Raw genomic sequence first — 24,332 nt, forward strand, 5'->3', positions numbered from 1 at the left:
ACACAAGGAATGTCTTTTTAGACACACCTTGTGTTTTTGATGTTAAATGAACAATTTCTTTATCTTTTCGGTTGGAAAATATGTTGAAAGAAGTATTTGTGATGTAAATTATCTACAACTTTATTTGCTTGATATGTGCGATGTTGTTCGAGTCGAAGTCTTTGCTCCATCATTTTTATTGCGTGATCAGATAAACGTAACATTATACATGTCTCCTTTTCTATAAATATAGGTGTCTAATGGTATCGATTCCATATTTATAATTAAGGAGGTACACTGTGTAACATAGGCAAAAAGCACCTTCCTCTCCCATTACGCTTACGAGGTTAGCTGTCGGACTCGGGAAGTGAGAGTTTCCCTACTTAAATAAGATTCGCCCCAAGTAGCATGGCTACAAAAATGGTTCCCCCGCTCCAAAATTTGGACTCAGCAAAAGGTTTTATAAAGTAAAAGATAACATAAATAAATTAATGAGTCAAACTATTTATTGTTTTCTGATTTCTTAAGGGAGGTTAAAACCACACCATCGGGTAATATGATATCCTTTACTTCAATAAATCCGTGTTTTTTATATAATGCAATAGCAGGGGTATTTGCTTTCCCTGTTTGTACAATATATGTTTTGGAAGGGGAGAACATGTCAAATACATATAGTAGTAGTTTTGTTGCAATTCCTTTATGAAAATGATCAGGGGATACTACTAAACGATGAATATCAACTTCCTCTTCATCCATTTTAAATGAAATAAACCCGGCAAGTGTATCTTCATAAAAATAGCCGTAAAAAATTTCATCACATGATTGAATATCGGCTACAGTATCATAAAGACGAGGGATAGCGGTACTATTTATATATTTCGCCTCGATTTCATAAGCGGGTATTTGAATGTTTAAAATAGAAGCAGCGGTGTTGTGAGAAGTTGTTATTAATTTTTGAATCATAGGGTAAAACCTCCTTGTAGGCTTTATTTTCATAGATTTGACAAGATTTTTCTTTATTGGATATAATAATTATAATAGTTACATAATAATTTAGTATCAAAAAGAAATACACTATAATAGAAATGGAGGACTAAAAATGGGATGGATTATCACATTAATAGTTGGTGCTATTATAGGTGCAATTGCAAGTTCTATAACGGGTAAAAATTTTCCGGGTGGTATGTTTGGAAATATTATCGCCGGTTTATTAGGTGCTTCGTTAGGCAGTAGATTATTTGGATCTTTTGGGCCATCATTTGGTGGGATTCATGTCGTGCCAGCATTATTAGGGGCAATCGTGTTAATTTTTATTGTATCATTTGTAGTGAAAGCTGCAAGGAAATAAATATAGATTATGACGAAAAGCCCTGAATAAGGGCTTTTCATCATTCGAAGAGGTGGTTTAGTTGGAGAAAGTAAATATAAGAAAAAGAGATAAGCTGAAACAGTTTTTTAGAGAACACAATTATTTAGCAGTGCTACTTGGATTTGCATTATTGTTCATTAATATTTTATTGCTAACGAAAATTTCTTTTGTGTTTACTCCGTTTATCGTCTTTTTAAAAACAATTTTCTTCCCGGTATTATTAGCGGGTGTGCTATTTTATATTTTGCACCCATTCGTTTCGCTTTTAGAAAAGAAAGGTGTTTCAAGAATCGTATCAATCGCTTCTATATATATAATAGTACTAGGATTATTTGTGTTTTTAGTTGTAACAGTAATCCCGATTATTAAAGATCAAATTGATGCATTAATAGATAACTTACCGTATTTCGGTCATGAAATTGAACGAGCAGCACGTAGATTTGGAGAAAGTAATTTACTAGGAAAAATTCAGGAGAATTTAAATATTGATGTAGCGAGTATGGTAAAAGACTACACAGTTGATTTTACGAAGTCGTTATCATCAGTGACAGGAAATGTAACTGGATTTTTAAGTACTGTTACAGAGGTCGTTTTAACGTTTGTAATGGTTCCATTTATATTGTTCTATCTTTTAAAAGATGGTGAGCAATTGCCGAAGCACTTTTTAAAGTTTATTTCAGAACAAAGACACCCAGCAGCTAAGAGTATACTAGACGATATGCATTATGCGATTAGTTCGTATATTAGAGGACAAATTATCGTTAGTTTGTTTATCGGTATTATGCTATTAATCGGTTACCTTATTATTGGTATTAAATATGCAGTACTGCTTGCTATTTTAGCGATGATTGTCAATATCGTTCCGTACGTAGGACCAATTATTGCAATTACACCAGCGTTAATCATCGCATTTATTGACTCGCCAGGAATGGTTTTAAAGGTAATTATCGTAATGATGATCGTACAATTAGCGGAAGGTAAATTTATTTCCCCGCAAGTCATGGGGAAAAAATTAGATATTCACCCGATTACAATCATATTTATTATTTTAACTGCTGGAAACTTATTCGGGATTATGGGCATTATTTTAGCGATCCCAGGATATGCGATATTAAAAGTGTTAGTTACGCATGGTTATAGATTTGTTAAGTTGAATACGTGAAAAAAGCTAGAACAGATATTACTGTTCTAGCTTTTTTGCTCTTTCTATAGTAGACAAATTGACCTCATGCGTAGGCTTTTAATTCAACAATAGGTAGATTGCTTTCCTTCAGTTTGTAATTAAATATTAAATCGTCCATGCGAAAATTCGCATCCACTTCAAGAGAAATAAAAGTACCTCCGATTTCTACTTGATTTCCGTTCTCGTTTTCAAAAGTGAGCGCACCTTCAAACGATTCTATATACTCATCACAAGTGTATAAATATATAGCGATAGGTGTGAAATGTATAATTACCCCTAAAGTATCATCTTGCGTTGTATCATCGTTTTTAAACTCATCAATCTTTTCAACATTCTCTTTAGTAAACCAACCCATTACATCACCTCTTTTTTGTATTGCAAATCGCTTCTGTATATATTGATTATATATTATACGGAATAAATTGGTAATGATTATTGTTAAAATGTTAAAAGTTAGAATGTTTAGTTTTGTTCGAAGAGAAATTGTGATAAACTGTAAAAAATAACAAAAAGCAATGAAAGAGAAGAGTACATATTCGAAACTTTTCAGAGAGCTGATGTGTGGTGGAAATCAGTAAGGGATGAATGTGGAATGGGCTCTGGAGCTTCTAACTGAAATGAGTAGGTAAAGACGGTTGCTTCACGTTAAGAAGTTGAAGTGAGCTAACAATAGCTAATTAAGGTGGTACCGCGGGAGTCTCTCGTCCTTTTTAAGGATGAGGGGCTCTTTTTATTTTGAGAAAGGAGGAGTTAGGATGAGTGAAAAAATAATGTTAACAGGAATTAAGCCGACGGGTTATCCGCATTTAGGAAATTATATTGGTGCGATTAAACCGGCATTGCAAATGTCAAAGAAGAATGAAGGAAAAGCATTGTATTTTATAGCGGATTATCATGCGTTAAATGCTGTGCATGATCCGATTCAGTTTAGTAGTTATACGAAAGAGGTAGCAGCTACTTGGTTATCACTTGGACTTGGAGAAGATGTTATTTTTTATCGGCAAACAGAAGCGCCGGAGATTCTAGAATTAGCTTGGATATTAGCTTGCCTAACTCCGAAAGGTCTTATGAACCGTGCCCATGCGTATAAAGCGAAGGTGGAGCAAAATAAAGAAGCGGGTTTAGAGGTCGATGCTGGAGTGAATATGGGATTATATACGTATCCGATTTTAATGGCAGCTGACATATTACTATTTCAAGCTACGCATGTGCCAGTTGGAAAAGATCAAATTCAGCATATTGAAATCGCGCGTGATATTGCGACGTATTTTAACCATACGTTCGGCGCGACATTTACGCTTCCAGAGTATGTAGTGCAAGAAGAGGGTGCCATTTTACCTGGTCTTGATGGAAGAAAGATGAGTAAAAGTTATGGAAATGTGATCCCATTATTTGCAGAACAAGAAAAACTACGAAAGTTAATATTTAAAATCAAAACCGATTCTTCACTTCCAAATGAACCGAAAGAACTAGAAACATTATTTATGATATATAAAGAATTTGCGACGGAAGCTGAAATACAGTCGATGCGTGAAAAGTATGAAACTGGCATTGGATGGGGTGACGTGAAAAAAGAGTTGTTTCGCGTTGTAGACCGCGAATTAGCTGGACCACGGGAGAAATACGCAATGTATATAAATGAGCCGAATTTATTATATGAAGCGTTAGAAAAAGGTGCTGAGAGGGCACGGGCTATTGCGAAGGTGAATTTAGCGGAAATAAAAAAACGGATTGGATTTGAGAGGGGACGCTGAGCGTTCCCTTGTTTTTTCTATGTGAATCTTAATTGTTTATTCGCTGTATCTGCATGTAAAATGAGGGATTCACATTTTCTTACTGAATTTATTAGTTGCATATATGAAAAAGTATGCTAATATAGGGTTACTTATTAAACGTGTTTAATAAGTGAAATTAAATCCACTTATTAAAGAAGTTTAATAAGTGGAGCTCATTCAATAAAAAAGGAGAGGATTGTATGAAAACGGAGAAAGAAAAGATGGTGGCAGGAGAAATGTATATGCCAGATGATGAAGAGCTAGTAGCTGATAGGACTGAAGCAAAACGTTTAACACGCCTTTATAACGAGGCGATAGAGACAGGAGATGAACAACATTTTACGTTATTAAATCAGCTTTTAGGTTCTTCAGCTGACGGAAAACCCCACGTTAATCCTGATTTTCGTTGTGATTACGGCTACAACATTCATGTTGGAAAGAGCTTTTTCGCAAATTTCAATTGTGTGATTTTGGACGTTTGTGAAGTGCGAATCGGTGATAATTGTATGTTTGCACCTGGTGTCCACATTTATACTGCTACGCATCCGTTGCATCCAGTTGAACGGAACTCTGGCAAAGAATATGGCAAGCCTGTAAAAATAGGTAACAATGTTTGGGTTGGCGGTGGAGCTATTATTAACCCTGGTATTTCAATTGGTGATAATGTTGTAATTGCCTCAGGGGCAGTTGTAACAAAAGATGTACCTCATAATGTAGTAGTTGGTGGTAATCCAGCTAAAGTTATTAAAGCGATAGACGAATAAAAGGCGTTTTCACCAGTTCGTAAATTATCGTATAAACAATGTGAAAGGTGTTTCATATGGAGAAATATAGTGCAGACAATCATACAAAGACATTACGTGCCTCTCGAAACGCTCTTTTTCTCTTATTCGCTTTGCCGGGTGTCGCATTTGCTACATGGATTTCAAGAACAGCAGCTACTCGAGATATTTTAGCAGTGTCAAATGCAGAAATGGGCTGGATTTTGTTCGGACTATCTGTCGGTTCAATAATCGGTCTACTGAGTGCAAGTCGCTTTATTGACTGTAAGGGAGCTAGAGACGTTATTATAGGCAGTATGCTTTTTATGATTGTTGGATTACTTAGTTTAGGTATTACTATTTATTTTGTTTCTAGTATGGGGGCTTTTAGTAGCTTACTAGTATTTGGAGTGGGATATGGATTAGCAGAAGTCGCATTGAATGTAGAAGGTTCTTCTATTGAGCAGAAATTAGGAACAACTCTTCTTCCGAAATTCCATGGTTTTTTTAGTATAGGAACTTTAATAGGCGCGCTCAGTGGTTCTGCCGCCATTTCGCTTCACATCCCGATTCTGTATCAGTTTCTTGCGATTTCGGTCGTGTTTGTATTACTTGTATGTATGTTGTATCGTTTTCTTCCGCATGGAACAGGAAAGAAGGAGAAATCGCGGAACAAAAAGCGAGCGAAGCGTACGTCCTTACGTATGGAAAAAAAGGTGCTTTTAATTGGTCTTTTTGTGCTTGGAATGGCATTTGCAGAAGGGAGTGCGAATGATTGGTTATCTATTATAATGGTAGACGGGCATGAACAAAATGTAGTGACTGGTTCTATTATGTACACAATTTTTGTATTGGCAATGACATTAGCTCGAATGTGCAGTAGTTATTTCCTTGATCGATTCGGTCGCGTCGCTGTCGTACGTGTTACTATTATTATGGCGATTATAGGGATTTCAATCGTAATATTTGGGAGTAACTTATATGTTCTTTCAGTTGGTGTCGTACTGTGGGGGATTGGTGCCGCACTAGGTTTCCCGATTGGGCTTTCTACTGCTGGAGATGACAGTGAAAATGCGACTTCAAATGTTGCTACAGTTTCTATAATCGGTTTTACAGCGTTTTTAGTTGGACCACCATTTTTAGGGATACTTGGAGAAGCATTTGGAATACGTAATGCCTTGCTAGCTGTTTTAATATTTGTTATCTTGTCTGGAATTGTATCGTATGTTACGAGAGAGAATACATCGAGTTAAATACGGAGTGCCGCTAGTAGAAATATATCATCTCTATTGCTTTAGAAAATGATGTATGATATATTGTCAACGCAACTTATTAAAAGTGTTTAATAAGTATGTTGATTAAGGTGGTGAGCGATTTGAGTGAACAATTTATTACTCAAAAATCGATTAAAGAGACAATACTTCGCGGCATTCGTACAGCTCTTCTAGAACGAGGTAGTGCAACGAAAGTTGAACTTAGTAATACATTAGAAATTAGTTTTCCAACGATAAGTAAATTTATAGAAAATATGAAACAAGACGGTGAAGTCACTTTAGCTGGTTTAGATGATTCAAGTGGCGGAAGAAGAGCAAAACGATATGAATATAATCCAGAATATATGTTAGGTTTAGCGATATTTTTAGAGAGAAATGAGACGAACTATACAATTTTTAACTGTTTAGGGGAAGTAAAAGAACAAGGGAGTACTTCAAGTGCATTAATTGATACTGGCCTAAGCGTATTAACAGAACATATAGAAAGTCTTATAGCTACGTTTCCAAAAATAAGTTCTATATCAATTGGTGTTCCTGGTGCGGTCGATAATGGGCGTATTTTCTACATCCCTGGATATGAAAAGTTCCAAAATTTTAATTTGAAAAGTTACTTGGAGGAACGGTTTTCTATACCTGTAGTAATAGAAAACGATATGAATGCTGCAGTGCTTGGCTATCATAAAAACACGGGGAATAATGACAATTCTTCTCTTGTATATTTGTATTCAGGTCAAAATGGGCCAGGTGCGGGAATTATGGTAAATGGAGATGTCGTACGCGGAAGTACATTTTTCTCAGGAGAGATATCTTTCGTCCCGCAGTACGATAATAAAAATTTCTTGCAAGCTTTCAGAATTGGAGAAGAAGTTGAAAATTCCAATAATCCAGAGGGATATAATATAGATGCGATTACTCGTTTAATAGCTACATGTATAGCTATTATTAACCCTCATGGATTCATCTTCTGTCATGATGAAGTGAACCAATTCGTAATAGATCAAATTGTAAAAAGTTGTCCGCAGTATATCCCGGCAGAACATATTCCGAAAATAACAGTGAGTAATTGGAAAGAAGATTATTTATATGGATTAAAAAGTCTTGGACTTGATCTTATGATTACGAGAACAAATAAAGAAAATTAAATGTGCTGGCAATGAAGCGTCCAATTGTCAGTTGAATAACATAAAAGAAAAGGTGTCGATTATGAAAATTGAACATATAGCAATTTGGGTGAATGATTTAGAAGGAATGCGTGATTTCTATAAACAGTACTTTAATGGTGAAGAAAATAGCTTATATCACAATCCGAAAAAGCAGTTTGAATCTTATTTCATAACTTTTGAAGGTGGTGCGCGTCTAGAACTTATGAAGCAGGTAGGGATAGATGATGCATTACAAATACAAACAATAGGATATGCACATATTGCTTTTTCAGTAGGTAGTAAAGAAAAAGTGAACGAATTAACTAATACATTAAGAGAAGCAGGATGCCCTGTGTTAAACGGCCCGCGTACTACAGGGGATGGTTACTATGAAAGTGTAGTAAGTGATCCTGAAGGAAATCAGATTGAGATAACAATCTAACATCTTATTCATAATTGGTAGAAATATAAAACTTGTTGTTCCCCAAAATGTTTATGAGAAATCTATTATTTCTTCAGAAAGGGGGACATAGCACATGCCCATCAACTTAAGAATTTAGAATTCCCCCCAAAAACGAAATTTTGTTACAAGTTATCACAAAATTTCGTTTTTGGGGTAGTTTTATTTTCTTAGCTTGATTTCGATGAGTGTTACCCCATAAAGGCCCTGATACATAATTGATGTTCTGCCATTTGTAGAAAACAATCCACTTATACCATTTTAACAAGAAGAAATATCTCGTCCATGTTGTAATATTGGCTTACGTTAAGCTTGTGAAAAAATCATATTCATGTATAATACAATTGATGTATGATACAATAGTTGTAGGAGGGTGACCTTTTTGAAAAGAGAAGATGCCTTAAAACTAAGAACAGATATTAAGAAAATGATTATAATAACTGGGGTTTTTGAATCTCAAAATTTGCCCAATGGACCATTTGAAAAACCTTTACCAACTTCTCAAATGATGGCGTTAGAAGAACTAGAGGTGGAAAAATTAACTGTTTGGCAACTATCCAATAAACTTAGATTAGAGACTTCAACTGTAAGTAGATTGGTAGATAAGTTAGTAAAAAAGGGGCTTATTTATCGTGAAGTAAATGAAAAAAATAGAAGAGAACTTTTTCTGCACCTCACAGAAAAAGGTCACATAACTGTTAATTGCTTAAGAGAGCAATCCATTACGTTTTATCAAAGTATTCTCAATAATTTATCAGAATCAGAACAAAAAATAGTTGTGGATGGTTTTGAATTATTTATTGATTCTATTTCTAAGCCTTTTGATTAGAGTGAGGTAAGTCATAACATTTGGAGGATAAAATGAGTTTGCATTTTGAACGTCCTATTATTGAATTAAAAGAGAAATTTGATGAATTAAAGAAAATTATGAAAGAAAATAATGTAGATTTATCGTCAGAAATTCATGAATTAGAAAAACGTTTAAATAAAATGCAAGATAAAATTTATTCTAATATTACACCTTTTCAACGAGTTCAAATTGCAAGGCTACGTAACCGACCCACGACATTGGACTATATACCTTTATTGTTTACAAACTTTCTCGAACTTCATGGTGATCGATTATATGGTGATGATAAAGCAATGATAGGTGGTATTGCAAAATTTAAAGGAATGCCCGTTACAGTTATTGGTCATCAAAGAGGTAGAAATACAAAGGAAAGTATAGAAAGAAATTTTGGAATGGCACATCCAGAAGGTTATAGAAAAGCGCTAAGACTTATGAAACAAGCTGATAAATTTAATCGCCCTATTATTACATTTATTGATACAATAGGCGCCTATCCAGGGATAGGGTCTGAAGAACGTGGGATTTCTGAAGCGATAGCTCGAAATCTATTTGAAATGACTACACTTAAAGTGCCAATTGTTTGTATTGTAATTGGAGAGGCATCAAGTGGTGGAGCTCTTGGCATTAGTGTCGGTAACTATATCCATATGTTAGAGTATTCATGGTACTCGGTAATTTCGCCAGAAGGAGCAGCATCTATCCTATGGAAGGACGCTAAGTATGCTCCAGAAGCTGCTGAACATATGAAAATTTCAGCAAAAGATTTAAAACATTTAGGAATTATTGATGAAATCATTCCTGAAATTAAAGGTGGAGCACAAAATGATATAAAATCACAGGCAAAAATGATTGAATCTGTAATCGAATCATCTCTAAAAAAATTGATACTATTATCCTCGGAAGAGCTTATACAACAGCGATATGAAAAGTATAGACAAATAGAGAATTATAAATGAAAGTATTTAAAGTCCGTATTACATTTCGGAGGATTATCTAAAAAATTCTAAATATTTTGCAAGTAATCTCTTGAACTGGGATATGCTGATACTATTACTCTACAAAAGATGTGTGATCGGTATGGAAAAGGAAAATTTGTTCAAATGGAAGCATTATCAGCAAGATATTATTTTGTTAACTGTACGTTGGCACGGTACAACTTAATTTTTCGTGATTTAGTAGAAATGATGAGGAACCAGGATTATCCTACCATTATGCTAGAAATATATATGTTATATTTTCTTTTCCACTACCTTTGCACCAGAACCAAAAAATACGCTATTCTTTCTGTAGAATCATAGGAAAGGATGGCATTTTTGTATGTATCTATCAATTTCTGACGAATTACAATTATTAGCTGAAGAATTAGATGAACATCTTACCCCTTCATTTTTGGAAAATCTCGCTAGAGAGCTAGGTTTTGTAAAACGAAAACGTAAATTTTCAGGGTATGATTTAGCTACTATATGTGTCTGGATTAGTCAACGAGTAGCGAGTGATTCATTAGTCCGATTGTGTAGTCAGCTACATGGCATCAACAGGAACTCTTATGAGTCCTGAAGGGCTAAATAAGCGCTTTAATAAAAAGGCAGTGTTCTTTTTGAAACATATTTTCTCCACATTATTAAAAAATAAAGTTTGTGGAAAGTCAGCAATTCCAAGTGCTTCACTTACCTATTTTCAGCGAATTCGTATTTTAGATGCAACCATTTTTCACGTACCAAAACACTTGGCCAATGTATATCCTGGATCAGGTGGTTGTGCACAAACAGCGGGTATAAAAATCCAGTTAGAATATGATTTACATAGTGGTCAGTTTTTAAATTTCCAAGTGGAACCAGGGAAAAATAATGATAAAACCTTTGGAACAGAGTGTTTATCAACATTACGCCCTGGTGACCTATGTATTCGGGATTTAGGCTATTATTCACTGGATGATTTAGATCAAATGGATCAACGTGGTGTGTACTATATATCGCGACTCAAATTAAACAATAGGGTATATGTCAAAAATGAATTTCCTGAATACTTTCGAAACGGAACAATAAAAAAACAATCTCAGTACATCAAAGTTGATTTAGAGCACATCATGGATACCTTAAAACCAGGACAGTCCTATGAAATAAAAGAAGCTTATATTGGAAAGGATAAAAAACTATTCACTCGGGTGATTATGTATCGATTAACAGAAAAACAACTTCGTGAGCGTATGAAAAAACAAGTGTACACAGAAAGTAAAAAAGGGATTACATATTCGGAAAAAAGCAAACGATTAGCTGGCATGAACCTATATGTTACCAATACACCTTGGGAGATTGCTCCGATTGAAGTGATGAAAATCGCGAAGAATTCCCTCAATAACTGGATGAAGAGTACTAGGTAATTCATCAAGCGGAAAGAAACGTAATTCTTTTGATTCTGCTTGATCACATACAAGCTCACCATTGAATTCACGGCAAATATAAACAACGAGTACACCATGTACTTGATCACCGTTTGGATAGATTTGAAAGAAATCAGGTCCTGAGTATGTACGGAAGAGTTCTGGATTTTCAATGATAAGCCCAGTTTCCTCATATACTTCTCGTTTTAAAGCGTCTTCTAACGTTTCGTTATATTCTAAGGCGCCGCCAATAATACCCCAGCGGTTAAAATCTGTACGGAGCTGGAGTAATATTTCATTTTTCTCATTTACTATAATAGCGTGTGAACCTATTAAAATCAGTGGATGATTTCCTACTAAATTTCTCATATCTTCAATATAACCCATACTTGTTCTCCTTATATTTAATAATAGTTAGGCAGTTCTTTTAACATTTTTTCCGTTTTACGAGCTGTAAAGGCTAAGTTATGGTCATCTTTTGCTCTAAAAAATAATGTGCGTAAAAAGGTTTTAATATTGGCGCATAAAATACAATACTCGTTAAGCGAAAGGCGTTTTCTAATTTGGGGAAGCCTTTTTATTTTTTTATGAATAATAGTGACTAACTCATCTTGCGGGAAGTCATGATACAGCATTGCTAGTAAAGGAGTAACGATGCGTTCATCTTCGTTATTATGAAAAAGGTCAGATGGAATGAAAATTTTATTTAATAAGCAATGAATTAATTCTTCATACCATTCAAAGATTGTATAGGAATTGTGAACTATTTCAGTGAAGGCATCTGATACGTGGGCAAGACAATGAGCCCATCCTTTATTTTCAATATAACCTCGAAAATCTGTTTCTAAGTTTGTGTATGTAATGAGTTTGTTTTTTATTTCTTCGATATCCTCCTCTGTAAAAAAGTAGTGCGAATTAGCGAATTGGAGTATTAACGCAATTAACGAAACGGTGTAAGAACGTGTGAAAACCCCATCTGTATGTGGGGAGTAAATGTCACAATATAAATATTCATCACTTAAACAAGTTTGCAACAGTAATTTTAGCTGATCGTCCATAAGAAATTCGTGATGAATAAAATGGGCAAAACATTTATAGATAAGTTGGTAACGAATATAGCTATCAGTCGTTCCGATAAACTGTAACATGTTCAACGTTAACTCATTAATATCTATATGTTGTAGTTGCGTATAGTCATTTTGTTGTATAAGCTCTAACTGTTGTTGCAGCGCTGTAATATCCAATGGAGAACCTCCTCCGCACTTTAAAGATGCGATGTTTTCTAGTATTCTATATATTCAAGGACAATCCTGCTCATGCAAGGAGAACAAGTAGAAATTCGAGTATGACATAGATGAGGGAAGTATATGATGATGAAAGAACAGTTAGAAAAAAACTTTAAAATAAGAAGAAATGCTTCTTCTATAATAATAAAAGAAAATAATGCAGAGCCTTTTGCAGAAGAGCAATTAAAGCAAATGATGCAGTATTGCGTTGTTGAGGCTGAAAAAGAGGGAATAGAAAACTTACATTTTGAAATTTCTTCAAAAAGTCCAAATTATGATGTGTATAAAAAATGCTTCGAAACGTATTCATTTGAATATATTACTGAAAATGTAATTGTGTTTAAGGATATATATGAAGTAGAAGATGTAGAAAGTGAAATTGATTTTAAGCTTATTGAAGAAGTAGGTGAAGAAGCTTTTTATTCTCTTTGGAACGACATGACGGAAGAACAAGTCACTTATGATCAATTTGTAAATATGATGTTACAAGAAATTGGTGAACAGTGGAAAGAGCATTGTTTAACAGCGAGTATCGATGAAGAGTCGATAGGGATTGTCATCCCGCATATTGAAAGGGGTACGTTAGAAGAAGGGAAACTAATGTATTTCGCAATCGCTCCAAATATGCGAAATAAAGGGTATGAAACAGCATTCTTTACAGGGGCAATGTTTGTCTTAAAAGAAATAGGAGCATCTTATTATATTGGCGAGACAAATGTACAAAATGAGTGGATGAAGAATGTTTTTGAAAAGAATGGATGTCAGCTGCTAAGTTCCACTGAGCGATATGTGAGGAAGTTTTAGGAGGATGAAAAAGGTTCTTGAACTTGTTTAATGGGAATCCGTGTACAAATTTTGAACAAGTAAAAGAACTTATTGCCTATTTGTAAGATAAAAAGAAAAATGAGAACGACAAAATGGATATTTCTATAATACAATAAAGAAAGATTCGATTATATAAGAAAGCGTTGGTGAAAGAATGGAGCAGCAAAGAAATTGGCTACAAGCAACTGTAGAAAGAATTGAAGATAATACGTTACAAATAAAGTGGGAAAATAATATAGAAGAAGTTCGTATTTATTGGAGTACTTCACCAGATCATATTGAAGAAAAGGGAGAATTACTTGCAACGGTAAATGGAGAATTATCATATACAATTGAAAACCCGAGTGAAAATGAACGTCCATATTTTAGATTAGTAGGAAGTAATGGACAAGCAGTAACAGTGGCTGAGCGTAGACTGCCATTACAAGGCGCGTTTAACTTCCGTGATATGGGAGGATATGAAACGACTGAAGGCCGTAAAGTAAAATGGGGCAAGTTGTACCGTTCTGAAGAATTAGCAGGGCTAACAGAATGGGATATCGACTATTTACAAAAGTCTGGCTTAAAGCTAATTTGTGACTACCGTACAGACTTTGAAGTGAAGCATAAGCCGAATCCGGATATTACAGGGGCTCGTCAAGTGTGCTTACCAGTTATGCAAGATTTAGCGAAAGATTTGAATATAAATGAATTTTTCCAAGTTGGTGACCTTTCTATGTTAGGAAAACCAGGCGAGTATCTTGTGAAAATGAATCAAGATTTCGTAAGTGGTAATGAAGCATTCGTGAGCTTCTTAAACTTAGCACAAAACCAGGAAAACTTACCGTTAGTAAATCATTGTACAGCTGGAAAAGACCGTACAGGGTTTGGATCAGCCCTACTATTACTTTTACTAGGTGTACCAGAAAAAACAGTAATGGAAGACTACTTACTAAGTAACGGTTTCCGTGAAAAGTTAAATGAAAAAATGATGGCCTTTTTAGGTGCGAAATTACAAAATGATGAGAGCAGAGCAATATTAGGTGCGATGTTTGAAGCGCGTGCTGAATATTTACAAGCTGCGATTAATGAAATTAAGAAACTATACGGATCAATTGAAGCATATGCTGAAAAAGCTCTAGGCTTTACGAAAGAGTCGTTAGAGGAAATGAAAGTGTTATTGTTAGAGGATAAATAAGAAATCAGGAGGCTAATTGGATTAGCCTCCTTTTATTATTGTTGCTATAATTTTGTTAATTAGGATGTTGTGCACCGAGGAGAAAATGGATGAAAAGAACTTACGAATCGGGGGATAAAATGATTCATACACGTGTAAAAGCAGAGGGGTTAAGAGAAAAGCTAGCAACAATACTAAGTCTAGATTATAAGGAACTAGCTGTTCAGGATTTAAAGGTGATTGGAACGGGAGTGCAAAATATTGTTTTTCGAGGAGATTCAGAAAAGGGGCCTTTGGCATTTCGAGTGCCGTGGGAAAGAGAAGTGGAAAATATAAATGAAGATTTATTTAACAGTCGGATTTCGTTGCAAAAGGAAGCAGAACTGTCTAAGTATTGTCATTCAAAAAGTATTCCAGTACCAAGGATACACGGATTGCATCTTTCAACCGAACTTGATTTTTTAATTTCGGATTGTGTGTATACTGATCATATGCCAATTTCTGCATGTAAAATAGGGGAGTTAGTGAGCAATCTTCATAGTATGCCAATTGATGGTTTGCATTACGAACAAAATAGTGGAGAGCCCATTAGTAAGTATATAGCAGAACGAATTGTGAAACGGATAGAAGGGTTTAATACAATTACGAAATGTGAAATTATTCTTCCGGATACAAAAACAATTGAACATACTCTTAGTACGGCAGATCATGTAAAGTGTTTATTACATATGGACATTCGACCAGCAAATGTAATTGGGTATAACGGGGAAATTAAAGCGATAGTTGATTGGGATAATGCCCTAATTGGTCATCCATTATTAGAGCTTATGAGGATAGCTGAAACGAATGAGGTTAGCTGGGATGAATTTAGAGCTGGATATAAGAATGATAATATCTTTAACTCTATTCCTCATATTGTTAGCTTATTTTATAGACTAGATACAGCGGTCATGCTTGCAAACTTATTTATAGAACATTTGAAAATAGAAGATAAAGGTGTATTCTATAAAGAGCGGGTTAAAGCACTTCATAATGAAATATATAAAAGCTTATAAGATATGAGAGTGAAGCTTTTAAAATAGGAATTGAGGAGAACATCATGAAATACAAAGTTATATTATTCGACGTAGATGATACATTATTAGATTTTCCTGAAACGGAAAGAAACGCATTACATAACGCGTTTGTACAGTTCGGGATGCCTACAGGATATAATGATTATCTTGCAAGTTATAAAGAGATTAGTAATGGATTATGGAGAGATTTAGAAAATAAAATGATTACGCTAAGTGAATTAGCGGTAGATCGATTTAGACAATTATTTGCCATTCATAATATAGAAGTAGATGCGCAGCAATTTAGTGATAGATACCTTGAAAACTTAGGAAAAGAAGTACATCTTATAGAAGGTGCAGTGCAATTATGTGAAAATCTACAAGATTGCAAGTTAGGTATTATTACGAATGGATATACGAAGGTGCAACAATCAAGAATTGGAAATTCGCCTTTATGTAATTTCTTTGATCATATTATTATTTCAGAAGAGGTTGGTCATCAAAAACCAGCACGTGAGATTTTTGATTATGCATTTGAAAAGTTTGGGATTACTGATAAATCAAGTGTATTAATCGTTGGAGATTCGCTAACTTCTGATATGAAAGGCGGAGAAGATTACGGCATTGATACGTGTTGGTATAATCCGAGTTTGAAAGAAAATAGGGCAGGTGTTAAGCCGACTTATGAAGTGGAGAGTCTGCTACACATTTTAGAAATTGTGGAAGTGGCGGAAGAAAAGGTAACTTCATTTTAATTGTGTTGATATATTTTGAGTTACGGTAGATATATTGGAAAAATCGTCGATATAATTTGAGTTGCGTTCAATTTATAGGTACGATCGGTGTAATAACTAGAGGTGAGTAAAGAATGTTAACGTTTTTATTTGAGTTAGACAAGGCTATTCCGCAGAAGGATGATCCAAAGTATGATGCTTATACAAAGGGCTTTATTGAAGGGGATTTAACGATTCGCGTGAGTGATAGGGTACTTTTTCAGAAGTCGTGTATGAAGGTCGCAGAGCTCGGTATTTATTTAGGACAGTGGATGGAACAAGTACAACATGGGCAGAACGAACAGTTGAATTATGAAACGAGTGATCGTGAGGAAGTAATTCTCGGATTCTTATATGAAGAGGAAGATCAGTGGAGGGTTTCTTCCAGTTGGCAACAATTTGAACTTCAAGAGCGTATATCCACTACAGCATTAGTAGAGAGCGTTCAATGTTATTTATATGAGCTAAATAAGGAACTGCGCGCGATAAAATATCCGGTTACATTTGATCAGTACTTAAGAGGAGAGCGAATAATGCAGCTTTCTTATAAGCGACTGTGTGATAGTAAGGCGGATACGACGTCTATCGAGGTTTATAATGAAAGTAAACAGGTAGGCGTAGTACGGGGCTACTATAAAAATACGTTGATGAAAGTGCTAGACTTTATTCCGAAAGTTGGTAGTAATATCATTTACGAAATAAAGGATAGTAAGGACAATATTCGCGTCATTGCAAAGGATGTAAGTAGGCAGCGTCAAAGAAGGATTTTAGTAACATACATCGATCATAATGATGCAGAGCATGAAATACTTGTATGTGACGGGAAGTTATTGGATGCAAATTTCTTATTTACCTTTACATATAAGAGAGAAGAATTTGTTGTTCACAAAACTACAATTGGGCTTGGAAAGTTATTACGAAACGGCTATGTAACTGCAGATTGGAATATTCGTCTTGAGGAAGATATGTATTACATTGAGATGAATCTATATGAGGAGGATTATATAGACGATCAATATTTACTGTTAGGCGTATTTCATGCGGTTTTGTATGGGTGATAAATGAGAAATACCGGTATTCTTCATAGGAAGGATGCCGGTATTTTTACGTGGTTCTGGTGATTTTGTGTCCGTAATTAATCCTCAAAAATAAAAATTTCATCAATTGTACTATGAAGTGCCTTCGCTATATCGTGAGCAAGCTGTAAGGAAGGGTTATATTTACCTTTTTCGAGATGGCTAATTGTTTCACGGCGTACACCAACAGTTTTCGCTAAATCTTCTTGTGTCATGTTCGATTTGGCACGGTATTCTTTTATTCTTGTTACGAACGCCATGGCGCATCTTCCATTTCATCAACTGGTTTATCGTAAAAGAACATAGAGAAGCCGAATGTAAGAATGAGTGTGCCGAAAATAAGAGCGATATCAATTTCTTGTAGCGTAGGGTTTGGAAATAACATTTCAATAAACATAACGATAGCGGTAGTTAGTAATGTAACGATAAAGGCATTGCGGCACGATTTATTGACGATTTGTTCAAACAGTTCATCGTGTTGAACCGTTCTATAAGTCGTGAAAAAGGAGAAGAAACAGAACATAGTAAACAATCCTTTTTCATAAAAAAAGCCGAGGAAACCAAAGAAACCGAGAAATCCTAAATATTTTATCCAAGTTGTTTTCATGGTAGGACCTCCTTAAGGTGTTATAAATAATTAACATTATGTTATAAATATATCATATAAAGAAATGTATAGTAATAATAGTTTTCCAATTCTTTTCATAATAATAGTAAAAAGAGGAAATATACTGCGAAATAAAGAGGATAATATTGTAAAATGGTGTAAGGAGGGGGAGGAAGGTATGCTAACGTGGATCATGATCGTTGTATTACTTGTAGTGATTACTGTAGTAGCAACGGTGTTAATTGGACGAAATGGTGATGCGAATTATAGTAAAGCAACAAAGGGGAATATTAAACGGCTGACAATGATTTATATTATACTAGCTGTCGTTTTAATCGTTGGATTAGGCGTGTATATTTATTTTAAAGGTTGAAAAAACTGAAAAAATATAAAAATCTAAAAATAGAAGTATGCTATAATATCAATATAGTTATTTGGTAATTAAGGAAAGGATTGGATGGAATGATTGAAATTACGAATGTGTCAAAAAGTTATAATGGGTCTACCTATGCAGTAAAAGATTTAAGTTTATCTGTGCCTAGTGGAGAAATCTTTGGATTTTTAGGGCCGAATGGCGCGGGTAAATCAACGACAATTAAGATGATTACTGGTATTCATGGGGTGGACAAAGGAACGATTACGATTAACGGTAAAGATATTATGAAAAATCCGATGGAAGCGAAAAGGACGTTTGGTTATGTTCCAGATAGTCCAGATATGTTTTTACGATTAAAGGGAATTGAATATTTAAACTTTATGGCAGATATGTATGAGGTGCCGAAAGAAGTACGCCAAGAACGAATCGAGTCTTTAGCGAAGAAATTTGATCTTTACAATGCGCTATCGGATCAAATTCAAAGTTACTCGCACGGTATGAGACAAAAAATCGTTATTATTGGTGTGCTCGTGCATGAGCCTGATGTATGGATTTTAGATGAACCGTTAACGGGGCTTGATCCGAAATCTGCATATATTTTAAAAGAAATGATGCGAGAACACGCGGATAAAGGAAAGATTGTATTTTTCTCTACACACGTATTAGAAGTAGCGGAAAAAATCTGTGACCGCGTCGCGATTATTAATAAGGGGAATCTTCAGTTTAAAGGGAATTTAGATGAAATGAGAGATCATTTTAAATCCAATGAATCACTTGAAAAAATGTTCTTGGAGATGACGGGCAATGAGTAAAATTTGGACGTTAACGAAAGTATTATTGAAATTAAATTATGCAGATTTCATAACAGATAAGAAGAAGCGATGGGCATATGTATTTTCATTTGCAGCCATTTTATTTGTCGGCTTTTTAATATTTGGTTCTATCACGCACGGAATGTATGAAGGGATGAAACAATTAGGGCAAGACCCAGGAATGATTATCGCAATGGGACTTGCGATTGCGAGTATATGGGTATTTTTAATGAGTATTACGAACATTTTAACTGTATTTTACTACAGTAATGATATTGAAATGTTACTACCCTTACCATTAAAACCGGCGCAGATTATTTCGGCAAAATTTTTAACAGTATTAATTACACAATACGTAATGAGTTCATTTATTTTACTACCAATCTTTATTACGTATGGGTTAAAAAGTGGCGCATTTATTACATATTACATATACATGATTTTTATTTACTTACTCTTCCCGATTGTGCCGTTAGTATTAGCTTCGTTACTGATGACAGTTATTATGAGGTATACAAATATAGCGAAAAATAAAGACCGAGGAAATATATTTATCGGAATCGTAAGTATACTATTTATTGTAGGAATTAACGTATTTCTGCAGTGGAAAAATAAAAGTTCGTTTTCGGAAGGTGCAATTGCGGATTACCTTGCCAATAATCAATCCTCTCTTTTAGTACAAATGACAAATTATTTTCCAACTACATATTTTGGAGCAGTGGCGTTAGTAGAAAATGCAAATTGGAAGGGTCCTTTATACGTAATCATCTTTGCACTTATTTCATTTGTATTCTTTGTGTTGTTTTATTACATTGCAGAGCGTACATATTTAAAAGGGGTAATTGGCCTGTCAACGAGTACAGCAAAAAAAGAGGTCATTTCAGCAGAAGGCTTACAGAAATCAACGGTACAAAGTTCACATTTGAAAGCATATGTGAAAAAAGAATTTAAAACGTTATTCCGTACACCACAATTTTTCTTAAATTGTATCGTACAAACTTTCGTTATGCCGATTATGTTGTTCTTCGTTTTATTTGTACAAGATGGAAATTTAAAATGGATTACAGGTTATATTAATAATCCAAAATCAGCAGGTCTTGCAATTGGTGTTGGACTTTGTGCCTCTCTATTTTTAATGGGAAGTAACGTTATTGCAACAACTTCATTCTCACGAGATGGAAGTTCATGGTTTGTAAATCGATATTTACCAGTAAAAGCTTCAGACATCTTTTTTGCGAAAGCGATCACTGCTTGGTTAATTAATGTAATTATTTTAGCAGTATTCGGTATTACGATGGCAGTTGTAGCGGGAATTTCTCCAGTATTTATGGTTCTTTGGTTCTTATTAAGTGCGAACGGTTTATTGTTAATTAATTTAATCGGTACACGCTGGGATGCACAAACTGCAGATATACATTGGGATACAGAGCAGAAATTATTTAAGAGCCGCTATACAACTTTGTGGAATTTTTTAGCTAATATTTTAATAGCTTTAGTTATTGTAGCGGGAGTAAGTTTATTATACTTCTTCCTTCAAGTAGGGCTGTGGGTTATGTTTATTGTTTTATTTGTAATGTTTACGATAGTAAATTATATCTTTATTAAAATTTTAAAATTAGGTGCAGAACGTATATTGGCAAATATTGAATAAAAAGATAGATCCTCTGTATTCGTGCAGAGGATTTATCCATAGATGGAGGAGAAAAGGTGAAGAAAATAGCAATTGTAACAGGGGCAACTCGTCTGAATGGAATTGGTGCAGCTGTATGCAAGGTGCTTGCTCAAAAAGGAATAGACATTTTTTTCACGTACTGGTCTCAGTATGATAAAGCGATGCCATGGGGAATGCATGACAAAGAGCCCTTTTTGTTGAAAGAGGAGATTGAAAGTTTAGGTGTTCGATGTGAAATGGCAGAAATCAATTTATCGCAGTCATATTCGCCAAATCGTTTGTTTTATATGGTCTCAGAACGTTTAGGTGATCCATCTATTTTAATTAATAATGCAGCGTATGCTACTCATACGAGAATTGAGGAATTAAATGTAGAACAGTTAGATAAACATTATACAGTGAATGTTCGCGCTACTATGTTATTAAGCTCATTATTTATAAAACATTATGCACTGAAAGCGAGTGGCAGTATTATTAATCTTACTTCAGGGCAATCATTAGGACCCATGCCTGATGAACTAGCATACGTAGCGACGAAAGGAGCAATTGAAGCATTTACAAAATCAGTAGCACCAGTTGCGATGGAGAAGGGGATTACAGTGAATGCTGTTGATCCAGGACCGACGAATACAGGATGGATTACAGAGGAGCTGAAGCATCATTTAGTATGGAAGTTCCCGCAAGGTAAAGTAGGAGAATCGGCGGATGCAGCACGCTTAATTTCTTTTTTAGTAAGCGAAGAAGCAAAATGGATTACGGGGCAAGTCATTCATTCAAATGGTGGTTACTCATAAATATATTATGTTAACAATTGTTGAGAAACAAAAAAATAAAAGAAAATTTTATTTTTTTGTATAAATAAAATGTCAAGAAAGATAAAAATTTGATAGGAGAGTATATCGTCATATGAAGATAGTATTTCTTCATATGACAATATACTCTTTTTCTTTTACTACAGAGAAGAAAAATGTAGTAGAAGAAACTCGAATGTTCAAATGGGTTTATCGTTTTTTGTACGTATTATTATGAAGATTACTGTCGGAAAGATGGTAATTCATATGAAAAGGGATTTTTTAAGGGGAAATCGAATCGTAAAGGGGAGGATAAATTATATAAACATAGGGGGATTTATATGAAAATGAAAAAGGTCGCTATCGCATCGATAACAATTGGTACAATGCTTACTATGGCAGCTTGTAGTCCTTCAGCAGATAAAGAGAAAGAAAAGAAAGAACAAGTAACAGCGCAAAATGAAGGAGAAGCAAAAACGACAAGTGCAGATGAGACGTCAAAAACAACGAAAGATAATGAAAAAGAAACAAATACTTCTTCAAATGAAAAAACAGATAAAGATGCAAAAAATACGAAAGAATCATCAGGAACAGAAAGTAACGGTAAAACTTCAACTCAAAATGAGGGTGTGAAAACGAAAGAAAAAGAAACGACAGGAAAAACGAATGACGAAACGACTAGCGGAAAAACGACAGATCAAAGTACAAGTACAAACTCAAACGGAAAAACAACGAAAGATCCGAAGAAAAGCGTAGCTGTGAAAACAAATGTTAAAGAAGTTGCTGCATTAATTGAAAGCTTAGACAAGCAATTAGCTGCAAATCCTAAATTAGAAACAGTAAATAAACTTGGTAAACAAATTAATGAAAAGTGGGATGTAATCGAGAAAGAATTAGAAGCATCACATCCAGCTGAATATAAAACAATCGGACAAAGTATGTATCCGTTAATTGTAGGAGCGGAGAAGGAAAAGATTGATGTTACTAAAATGAAGTCGTTAACGACGAAAACGAAAAAAGATTTAAATCAGTTATTAACGAAACTTTCGTAGTTTCAAAAGCCTACTTGTGTGAGTAGGCTTTTTTATATTTTTTGTAAAATCCTATTTATTTTCATTTTCAACTACGATACGAAATGAACCGTATGCTTGTTGACTTACATAATGATCTTCACGCACTTTATAAGGAAATGGGAATGCAACTAGTTGAAAATTACTTTCCTGATCCACTGAAGGTAATGTGAAATTGAAAATTTGTCTCGTTTCAGGTGCGACTGCAGTATAAACGACTTTTTTATTATTAAATATTTGAACTTGTTCCCAATCTTTAAAGGCCACGATTGCATAAGTCATTTCATCTTTTGTTTCATTACCGTTAGATAGAGTTAATTTTTTACCTTCCTTTTCAGAAAATACCGTTTGTAATTTTTCTTCATTGTTCGTAACAAATAATGGTTCATAAAGACCATCTTTTAAAATAGTATTTGAATCTATAGGGGTGAATTTTATTTTTTCACTTTCTTCCTGAGAGGGATTTATTGAGTATCGCATACTTAAAATCTCTTCTAATATAGCTGCTTTATTTAAGTCATTATCTTTTAACTTATATTCAGGGTTTTTAATTATTAAAAAGGCTAATTCACTTGCATTAGGAGAAGTGGGTAAAGAGATTTTCGTAGTAATTGAACTATTTGGTTGCATATCGAAAGAATAGTATGATGTTTCATCTGCAGTATCTTCTATTATAAAAGGTTTTTGTTCGTAATCTTCTAGAACAATTAATGCATATTTTCGTTTTTCATCAATGCTATGTACGAATGATAATACTACGTTAATATTATTATTCTTATTAGTAATTTGACTGCCATTGTTAATATGTTGGCCTTGATTATCCTTCAATCCGTAAGAAATAGTGTTGGTTTGTTGCGCTCTCTTATTTTCTTTAGAAGGTGTATGTGGTTGTATGATTGAAGTATGGAACAAAACATAAATTATAAGTAACGAAATAAGTACAACGCTGATAATAATATACATTTGTTTCATAAATAGCACCTCAATATATTTAAAATATAAGAGAAAAAAGATATGCAAGATGCATATCTTTTTTCTCTTTCTTACCAGGAAGCTTTTGTTTCGTGATTCACATCATTATAACCATTCAATTTATAGGTATGATTACCAATAGCATAACCATCTCCATAATAAACACTTGTGTTGGTCGCTGTAGCACTTACATAAGTTGAGTTTTTTGCACTATTACTTTTCGTATTCACTAATGATCCGTCGCCATTGAAAGTTCTTGCTTTTGCATAAATATAGTCTTCGGTCGTAGTTGATCTCGATTTAGCAACTGCATAGGGGTTACCAAAAAAGGGAGTATACACGCTAATGTTAGAGTCATTCTTAGGTGCAGCTGCAACAACCAAACTAGGAACAGTAGATGCTTTTGTTGATTGAACTGTGTCATAGTCAACTAAAATAGGCTGCTTGTTTGCAGCACCCACCTCTGAGGCACTTGCGTTATTAGTAAAACCAAAACCTAAAACCGCTAACCCTAAAGTTGTCACCGCTAAAGATTTTTTCATATTCACTAATTTTCCCACCTTTTTAAATTTTTGAGTTCGAACTCAATTCATACAATATATGAAAAATTTGAAATTCTCAATAACTTGTCCCATACTTAACTTACCTTTTACTTTTGATTCAACATTTCTTCATTTGTAAAAAATCG

The 24,332-nt window shown here is 34.4% G+C and carries 28 protein-coding genes, 2 pseudogenes, 1 riboswitch and 1 other annotated feature; of the genes and pseudogenes, 21 read left to right on the forward strand and 9 right to left on the reverse strand.

Annotated features, from left to right (window positions below):
- Positions 1–59 precede the first annotated feature (59 nt).
- Positions 60–203 (reverse strand): hypothetical protein, encoded by a 144-nt coding sequence (locus tag KVT31_RS16770; protein WP_000945246.1) that lies wholly within the window; start codon positions 201–203, stop codon positions 60–62.
- Between the two features lie 96 nt (positions 204–299).
- A riboswitch (cyclic di-AMP (ydaO/yuaA leader) is annotated at positions 300–442 on the reverse strand.
- Between the two features lie 38 nt (positions 443–480).
- On the reverse strand, positions 481–942 hold the full coding sequence (locus tag KVT31_RS16775; RefSeq protein ID WP_088097084.1) for a GNAT family N-acetyltransferase: 462 nt from the start codon (positions 940–942) through the stop codon (positions 481–483).
- Between the two features lie 136 nt (positions 943–1,078).
- Between KVT31_RS16775 and KVT31_RS16780 the strand changes: the two genes are divergently transcribed.
- Both KVT31_RS16780 and KVT31_RS16785 read left to right on the forward strand, forming a co-directional pair.
- The gene (locus tag KVT31_RS16780; RefSeq protein ID WP_088097083.1) at positions 1,079–1,327 is read left to right on the forward strand and encodes a GlsB/YeaQ/YmgE family stress response membrane protein; all 249 of its coding nucleotides are present in this window, start codon (positions 1,079–1,081) and stop codon (positions 1,325–1,327) included.
- A 61-nt stretch (positions 1,328–1,388) separates the two neighbouring features.
- Positions 1,389–2,510, forward strand: a complete 1,122-nt coding sequence (locus KVT31_RS16785) for an AI-2E family transporter (protein WP_088097082.1) — start codon at positions 1,389–1,391, stop codon at positions 2,508–2,510.
- Between the two features lie 64 nt (positions 2,511–2,574).
- Here KVT31_RS16785 and KVT31_RS16790 read toward each other — a convergent pair whose 3' ends face one another.
- A complete protein-coding gene (locus KVT31_RS16790; protein ID WP_088097081.1) occupies positions 2,575–2,886 on the reverse strand; it encodes a hypothetical protein in 312 nt (103 codons plus the stop codon).
- Positions 2,887–3,037: 151 nt separating this feature from the next.
- Positions 3,038–3,243 (forward strand) — a binding site (T-box leader).
- Positions 3,244–3,247: 4 nt separating this feature from the next.
- Here KVT31_RS16790 and KVT31_RS16795 point away from each other — a divergent pair.
- The 9 genes and pseudogenes from KVT31_RS16795 to KVT31_RS16835 all read left to right on the forward strand — a co-directional run.
- Complete coding sequence (locus KVT31_RS16795) at positions 3,248–4,285, forward strand: tryptophan--tRNA ligase (RefSeq protein ID WP_098343962.1); 1,038 nt, start codon at positions 3,248–3,250, stop codon at positions 4,283–4,285.
- A gap of 221 nt (positions 4,286–4,506) precedes the next feature.
- Entirely contained in the window at positions 4,507–5,070 is a 564-nt protein-coding gene (locus KVT31_RS16800) for a maltose acetyltransferase domain-containing protein (RefSeq protein ID WP_088097079.1), read from the forward strand.
- A 56-nt stretch (positions 5,071–5,126) separates the two neighbouring features.
- Positions 5,127–6,320 (forward strand): MFS transporter, encoded by a 1,194-nt coding sequence (locus KVT31_RS16805; RefSeq protein WP_088097078.1) that lies wholly within the window; start codon positions 5,127–5,129, stop codon positions 6,318–6,320.
- 122 nt (positions 6,321–6,442) lie between these two features.
- The gene (locus tag KVT31_RS16810; RefSeq protein ID WP_140392504.1) at positions 6,443–7,483 is read left to right on the forward strand and encodes an ROK family transcriptional regulator; all 1,041 of its coding nucleotides are present in this window, start codon (positions 6,443–6,445) and stop codon (positions 7,481–7,483) included.
- 61 nt (positions 7,484–7,544) lie between these two features.
- A complete protein-coding gene (locus tag KVT31_RS16815) occupies positions 7,545–7,925 on the forward strand; it encodes a VOC family protein (RefSeq protein WP_088097076.1) in 381 nt (126 codons plus the stop codon).
- Positions 7,926–8,325: 400 nt separating this feature from the next.
- A complete protein-coding gene (locus KVT31_RS16820) occupies positions 8,326–8,772 on the forward strand; it encodes a MarR family winged helix-turn-helix transcriptional regulator (protein WP_000817662.1) in 447 nt (148 codons plus the stop codon).
- Positions 8,773–8,804: 32 nt separating this feature from the next.
- Positions 8,805–9,749, forward strand: coding sequence for an acetyl-CoA carboxylase carboxyltransferase subunit alpha (locus KVT31_RS16825; protein WP_088097075.1), 945 nt, complete (start codon positions 8,805–8,807; stop codon positions 9,747–9,749).
- Between the two features lie 121 nt (positions 9,750–9,870).
- Positions 9,871–9,989, forward strand: a pseudogene (locus KVT31_RS16830) (IS6 family transposase); the annotation flags it as partial.
- 121 nt (positions 9,990–10,110) lie between these two features.
- A pseudogene (locus tag KVT31_RS16835) lies at positions 10,111–11,119 on the forward strand (IS4 family transposase); the annotation flags it as partial.
- On the opposite strand, the gene KVT31_RS16840 reads toward KVT31_RS16835, so the two are convergent.
- Together KVT31_RS16840 and KVT31_RS16845 are read right to left on the reverse strand one after the other, a co-directional pair.
- On the reverse strand, positions 11,078–11,560 hold the full coding sequence (locus tag KVT31_RS16840; RefSeq protein WP_088097074.1) for an NUDIX hydrolase: 483 nt from the start codon (positions 11,558–11,560) through the stop codon (positions 11,078–11,080). The pseudogene KVT31_RS16835 and the gene KVT31_RS16840 overlap by 42 nt on opposite strands.
- Positions 11,561–11,577: 17 nt before the next feature.
- On the reverse strand, positions 11,578–12,417 hold the full coding sequence (locus KVT31_RS16845; protein WP_088097073.1) for a DUF2785 domain-containing protein: 840 nt from the start codon (positions 12,415–12,417) through the stop codon (positions 11,578–11,580).
- A gap of 123 nt (positions 12,418–12,540) precedes the next feature.
- On the opposite strand from KVT31_RS16845, the gene KVT31_RS16850 reads away from it, so the two are divergent.
- The 5 genes from KVT31_RS16850 (at position 12,541) to KVT31_RS16870 (ending at position 17,326) form a co-directional block, all read left to right on the forward strand.
- Positions 12,541–13,263 carry a GNAT family N-acetyltransferase gene (locus KVT31_RS16850; protein WP_088097072.1) on the forward strand — a complete coding sequence of 241 codons (723 nt, stop codon included), beginning with the start codon at positions 12,541–12,543 and terminating at the stop codon, positions 13,261–13,263.
- 175 nt (positions 13,264–13,438) lie between these two features.
- Complete coding sequence (locus tag KVT31_RS16855) at positions 13,439–14,461, forward strand: tyrosine-protein phosphatase (RefSeq protein WP_088097071.1); 1,023 nt, start codon at positions 13,439–13,441, stop codon at positions 14,459–14,461.
- An 89-nt stretch (positions 14,462–14,550) separates the two neighbouring features.
- Positions 14,551–15,495: a phosphotransferase family protein gene (locus KVT31_RS16860; protein WP_088097070.1), complete on the forward strand. Its 945-nt coding sequence runs from the start codon at positions 14,551–14,553 to the stop codon at positions 15,493–15,495.
- A 44-nt stretch (positions 15,496–15,539) separates the two neighbouring features.
- Positions 15,540–16,250, forward strand: a complete 711-nt coding sequence (locus KVT31_RS16865; RefSeq protein WP_088097069.1) for a YjjG family noncanonical pyrimidine nucleotidase — start codon at positions 15,540–15,542, stop codon at positions 16,248–16,250.
- Positions 16,251–16,363: 113 nt separating this feature from the next.
- On the forward strand, positions 16,364–17,326 hold the full coding sequence (locus KVT31_RS16870) for a tubby C-terminal domain-like protein (RefSeq protein ID WP_088097068.1): 963 nt from the start codon (positions 16,364–16,366) through the stop codon (positions 17,324–17,326).
- 77 nt (positions 17,327–17,403) lie between these two features.
- Here the strand turns inward: KVT31_RS16870 and KVT31_RS16875 are convergent, their stop codons facing one another.
- Both KVT31_RS16875 and KVT31_RS16880 read right to left on the reverse strand, forming a co-directional pair.
- Positions 17,404–17,604, reverse strand: a complete 201-nt coding sequence (locus KVT31_RS16875; protein WP_087984149.1) for a helix-turn-helix transcriptional regulator — start codon at positions 17,602–17,604, stop codon at positions 17,404–17,406.
- Complete coding sequence (locus KVT31_RS16880) at positions 17,592–17,951, reverse strand: DUF3796 domain-containing protein (protein ID WP_088097067.1); 360 nt, start codon at positions 17,949–17,951, stop codon at positions 17,592–17,594. The genes KVT31_RS16875 and KVT31_RS16880 overlap by 13 nt, the downstream gene beginning before the upstream one ends.
- 178 nt (positions 17,952–18,129) lie before the next feature.
- On the opposite strand from KVT31_RS16880, the gene KVT31_RS16885 reads away from it, so the two are divergent.
- From KVT31_RS16885 to KVT31_RS16905, 5 genes are all read left to right on the forward strand, one after another.
- Positions 18,130–18,324 carry a hypothetical protein gene (locus KVT31_RS16885; RefSeq protein WP_000958865.1) on the forward strand — a complete coding sequence of 65 codons (195 nt, stop codon included), beginning with the start codon at positions 18,130–18,132 and terminating at the stop codon, positions 18,322–18,324.
- Positions 18,325–18,413: 89 nt separating this feature from the next.
- Entirely contained in the window at positions 18,414–19,139 is a 726-nt protein-coding gene (locus KVT31_RS16890; protein ID WP_088097066.1) for an ABC transporter ATP-binding protein, read from the forward strand.
- Complete coding sequence (locus KVT31_RS16895; RefSeq protein ID WP_088097065.1) at positions 19,132–20,790, forward strand: putative ABC transporter permease subunit; 1,659 nt, start codon at positions 19,132–19,134, stop codon at positions 20,788–20,790. Before KVT31_RS16890 ends, KVT31_RS16895 begins: the two co-directional genes overlap by 8 nt.
- 56 nt (positions 20,791–20,846) lie before the next feature.
- Positions 20,847–21,605 carry an SDR family oxidoreductase gene (locus KVT31_RS16900; protein ID WP_088097064.1) on the forward strand — a complete coding sequence of 253 codons (759 nt, stop codon included), beginning with the start codon at positions 20,847–20,849 and terminating at the stop codon, positions 21,603–21,605.
- A gap of 338 nt (positions 21,606–21,943) precedes the next feature.
- Entirely contained in the window at positions 21,944–22,654 is a 711-nt protein-coding gene (locus KVT31_RS16905; RefSeq protein ID WP_088097062.1) for a hypothetical protein, read from the forward strand.
- Positions 22,655–22,705: 51 nt separating this feature from the next.
- Here the strand turns inward: KVT31_RS16905 and KVT31_RS16910 are convergent, their stop codons facing one another.
- Complete coding sequence (locus tag KVT31_RS16910) at positions 22,706–23,644, reverse strand: hypothetical protein (RefSeq protein WP_088097061.1); 939 nt, start codon at positions 23,642–23,644, stop codon at positions 22,706–22,708.
- Positions 23,645–23,715: 71 nt separating this feature from the next.
- A complete protein-coding gene (locus KVT31_RS16915) occupies positions 23,716–24,192 on the reverse strand; it encodes a XoxI protein (RefSeq protein ID WP_088097060.1) in 477 nt (158 codons plus the stop codon).
- Positions 24,193–24,332 lie beyond the last annotated feature (140 nt).

Source organism: Bacillus sp. GbtcB14, from assembly GCF_019091205.1.
GTDB classification, from domain to species: Bacteria; Bacillota; Bacilli; order Bacillales; family Bacillaceae_G; genus Bacillus_A; species Bacillus_A cereus_AG.

Excerpts from the sequence above, each read along its gene's own strand:
- KVT31_RS16770 (WP_000945246.1), bottom strand. The coding sequence starts at position 203 with ATGTTACGTTTATCTGATCACGCAATAAAAATGATGGAGCAAAGACTT.
- KVT31_RS16775 (WP_088097084.1), bottom strand. The coding sequence starts at position 942 with ATGATTCAAAAATTAATAACAACTTCTCACAACACCGCTGCTTCTATT.
- KVT31_RS16780 (WP_088097083.1), top strand. The coding sequence starts at position 1,079 with ATGGGATGGATTATCACATTAATAGTTGGTGCTATTATAGGTGCAATT.
- KVT31_RS16790 (WP_088097081.1), bottom strand. The coding sequence starts at position 2,886 with ATGGGTTGGTTTACTAAAGAGAATGTTGAAAAGATTGATGAGTTTAAA.
- KVT31_RS16795 (WP_098343962.1), top strand. The coding sequence starts at position 3,248 with ATGAGGGGCTCTTTTTATTTTGAGAAAGGAGGAGTTAGGATGAGTGAA.
- KVT31_RS16800 (WP_088097079.1), top strand. The coding sequence starts at position 4,507 with ATGAAAACGGAGAAAGAAAAGATGGTGGCAGGAGAAATGTATATGCCA.
- KVT31_RS16805 (WP_088097078.1), top strand. The coding sequence starts at position 5,127 with ATGGAGAAATATAGTGCAGACAATCATACAAAGACATTACGTGCCTCT.
- KVT31_RS16815 (WP_088097076.1), top strand. The coding sequence starts at position 7,545 with ATGAAAATTGAACATATAGCAATTTGGGTGAATGATTTAGAAGGAATG.
- KVT31_RS16825 (WP_088097075.1), top strand. The coding sequence starts at position 8,805 with ATGAGTTTGCATTTTGAACGTCCTATTATTGAATTAAAAGAGAAATTT.
- KVT31_RS16840 (WP_088097074.1), bottom strand. The coding sequence starts at position 11,560 with ATGGGTTATATTGAAGATATGAGAAATTTAGTAGGAAATCATCCACTG.
- KVT31_RS16850 (WP_088097072.1), top strand. The coding sequence starts at position 12,541 with ATGATGATGAAAGAACAGTTAGAAAAAAACTTTAAAATAAGAAGAAAT.
- KVT31_RS16855 (WP_088097071.1), top strand. The coding sequence starts at position 13,439 with ATGGAGCAGCAAAGAAATTGGCTACAAGCAACTGTAGAAAGAATTGAA.
- KVT31_RS16860 (WP_088097070.1), top strand. The coding sequence starts at position 14,551 with ATGAAAAGAACTTACGAATCGGGGGATAAAATGATTCATACACGTGTA.
- KVT31_RS16865 (WP_088097069.1), top strand. The coding sequence starts at position 15,540 with ATGAAATACAAAGTTATATTATTCGACGTAGATGATACATTATTAGAT.
- KVT31_RS16870 (WP_088097068.1), top strand. The coding sequence starts at position 16,364 with ATGTTAACGTTTTTATTTGAGTTAGACAAGGCTATTCCGCAGAAGGAT.
- KVT31_RS16875 (WP_087984149.1), bottom strand. The coding sequence starts at position 17,604 with ATGGCGTTCGTAACAAGAATAAAAGAATACCGTGCCAAATCGAACATG.
- KVT31_RS16880 (WP_088097067.1), bottom strand. The coding sequence starts at position 17,951 with ATGAAAACAACTTGGATAAAATATTTAGGATTTCTCGGTTTCTTTGGT.
- KVT31_RS16885 (WP_000958865.1), top strand. The coding sequence starts at position 18,130 with ATGCTAACGTGGATCATGATCGTTGTATTACTTGTAGTGATTACTGTA.
- KVT31_RS16890 (WP_088097066.1), top strand. The coding sequence starts at position 18,414 with ATGATTGAAATTACGAATGTGTCAAAAAGTTATAATGGGTCTACCTAT.
- KVT31_RS16895 (WP_088097065.1), top strand. The coding sequence starts at position 19,132 with ATGAGTAAAATTTGGACGTTAACGAAAGTATTATTGAAATTAAATTAT.
- KVT31_RS16905 (WP_088097062.1), top strand. The coding sequence starts at position 21,944 with ATGAAAATGAAAAAGGTCGCTATCGCATCGATAACAATTGGTACAATG.
- KVT31_RS16910 (WP_088097061.1), bottom strand. The coding sequence starts at position 23,644 with ATGAAACAAATGTATATTATTATCAGCGTTGTACTTATTTCGTTACTT.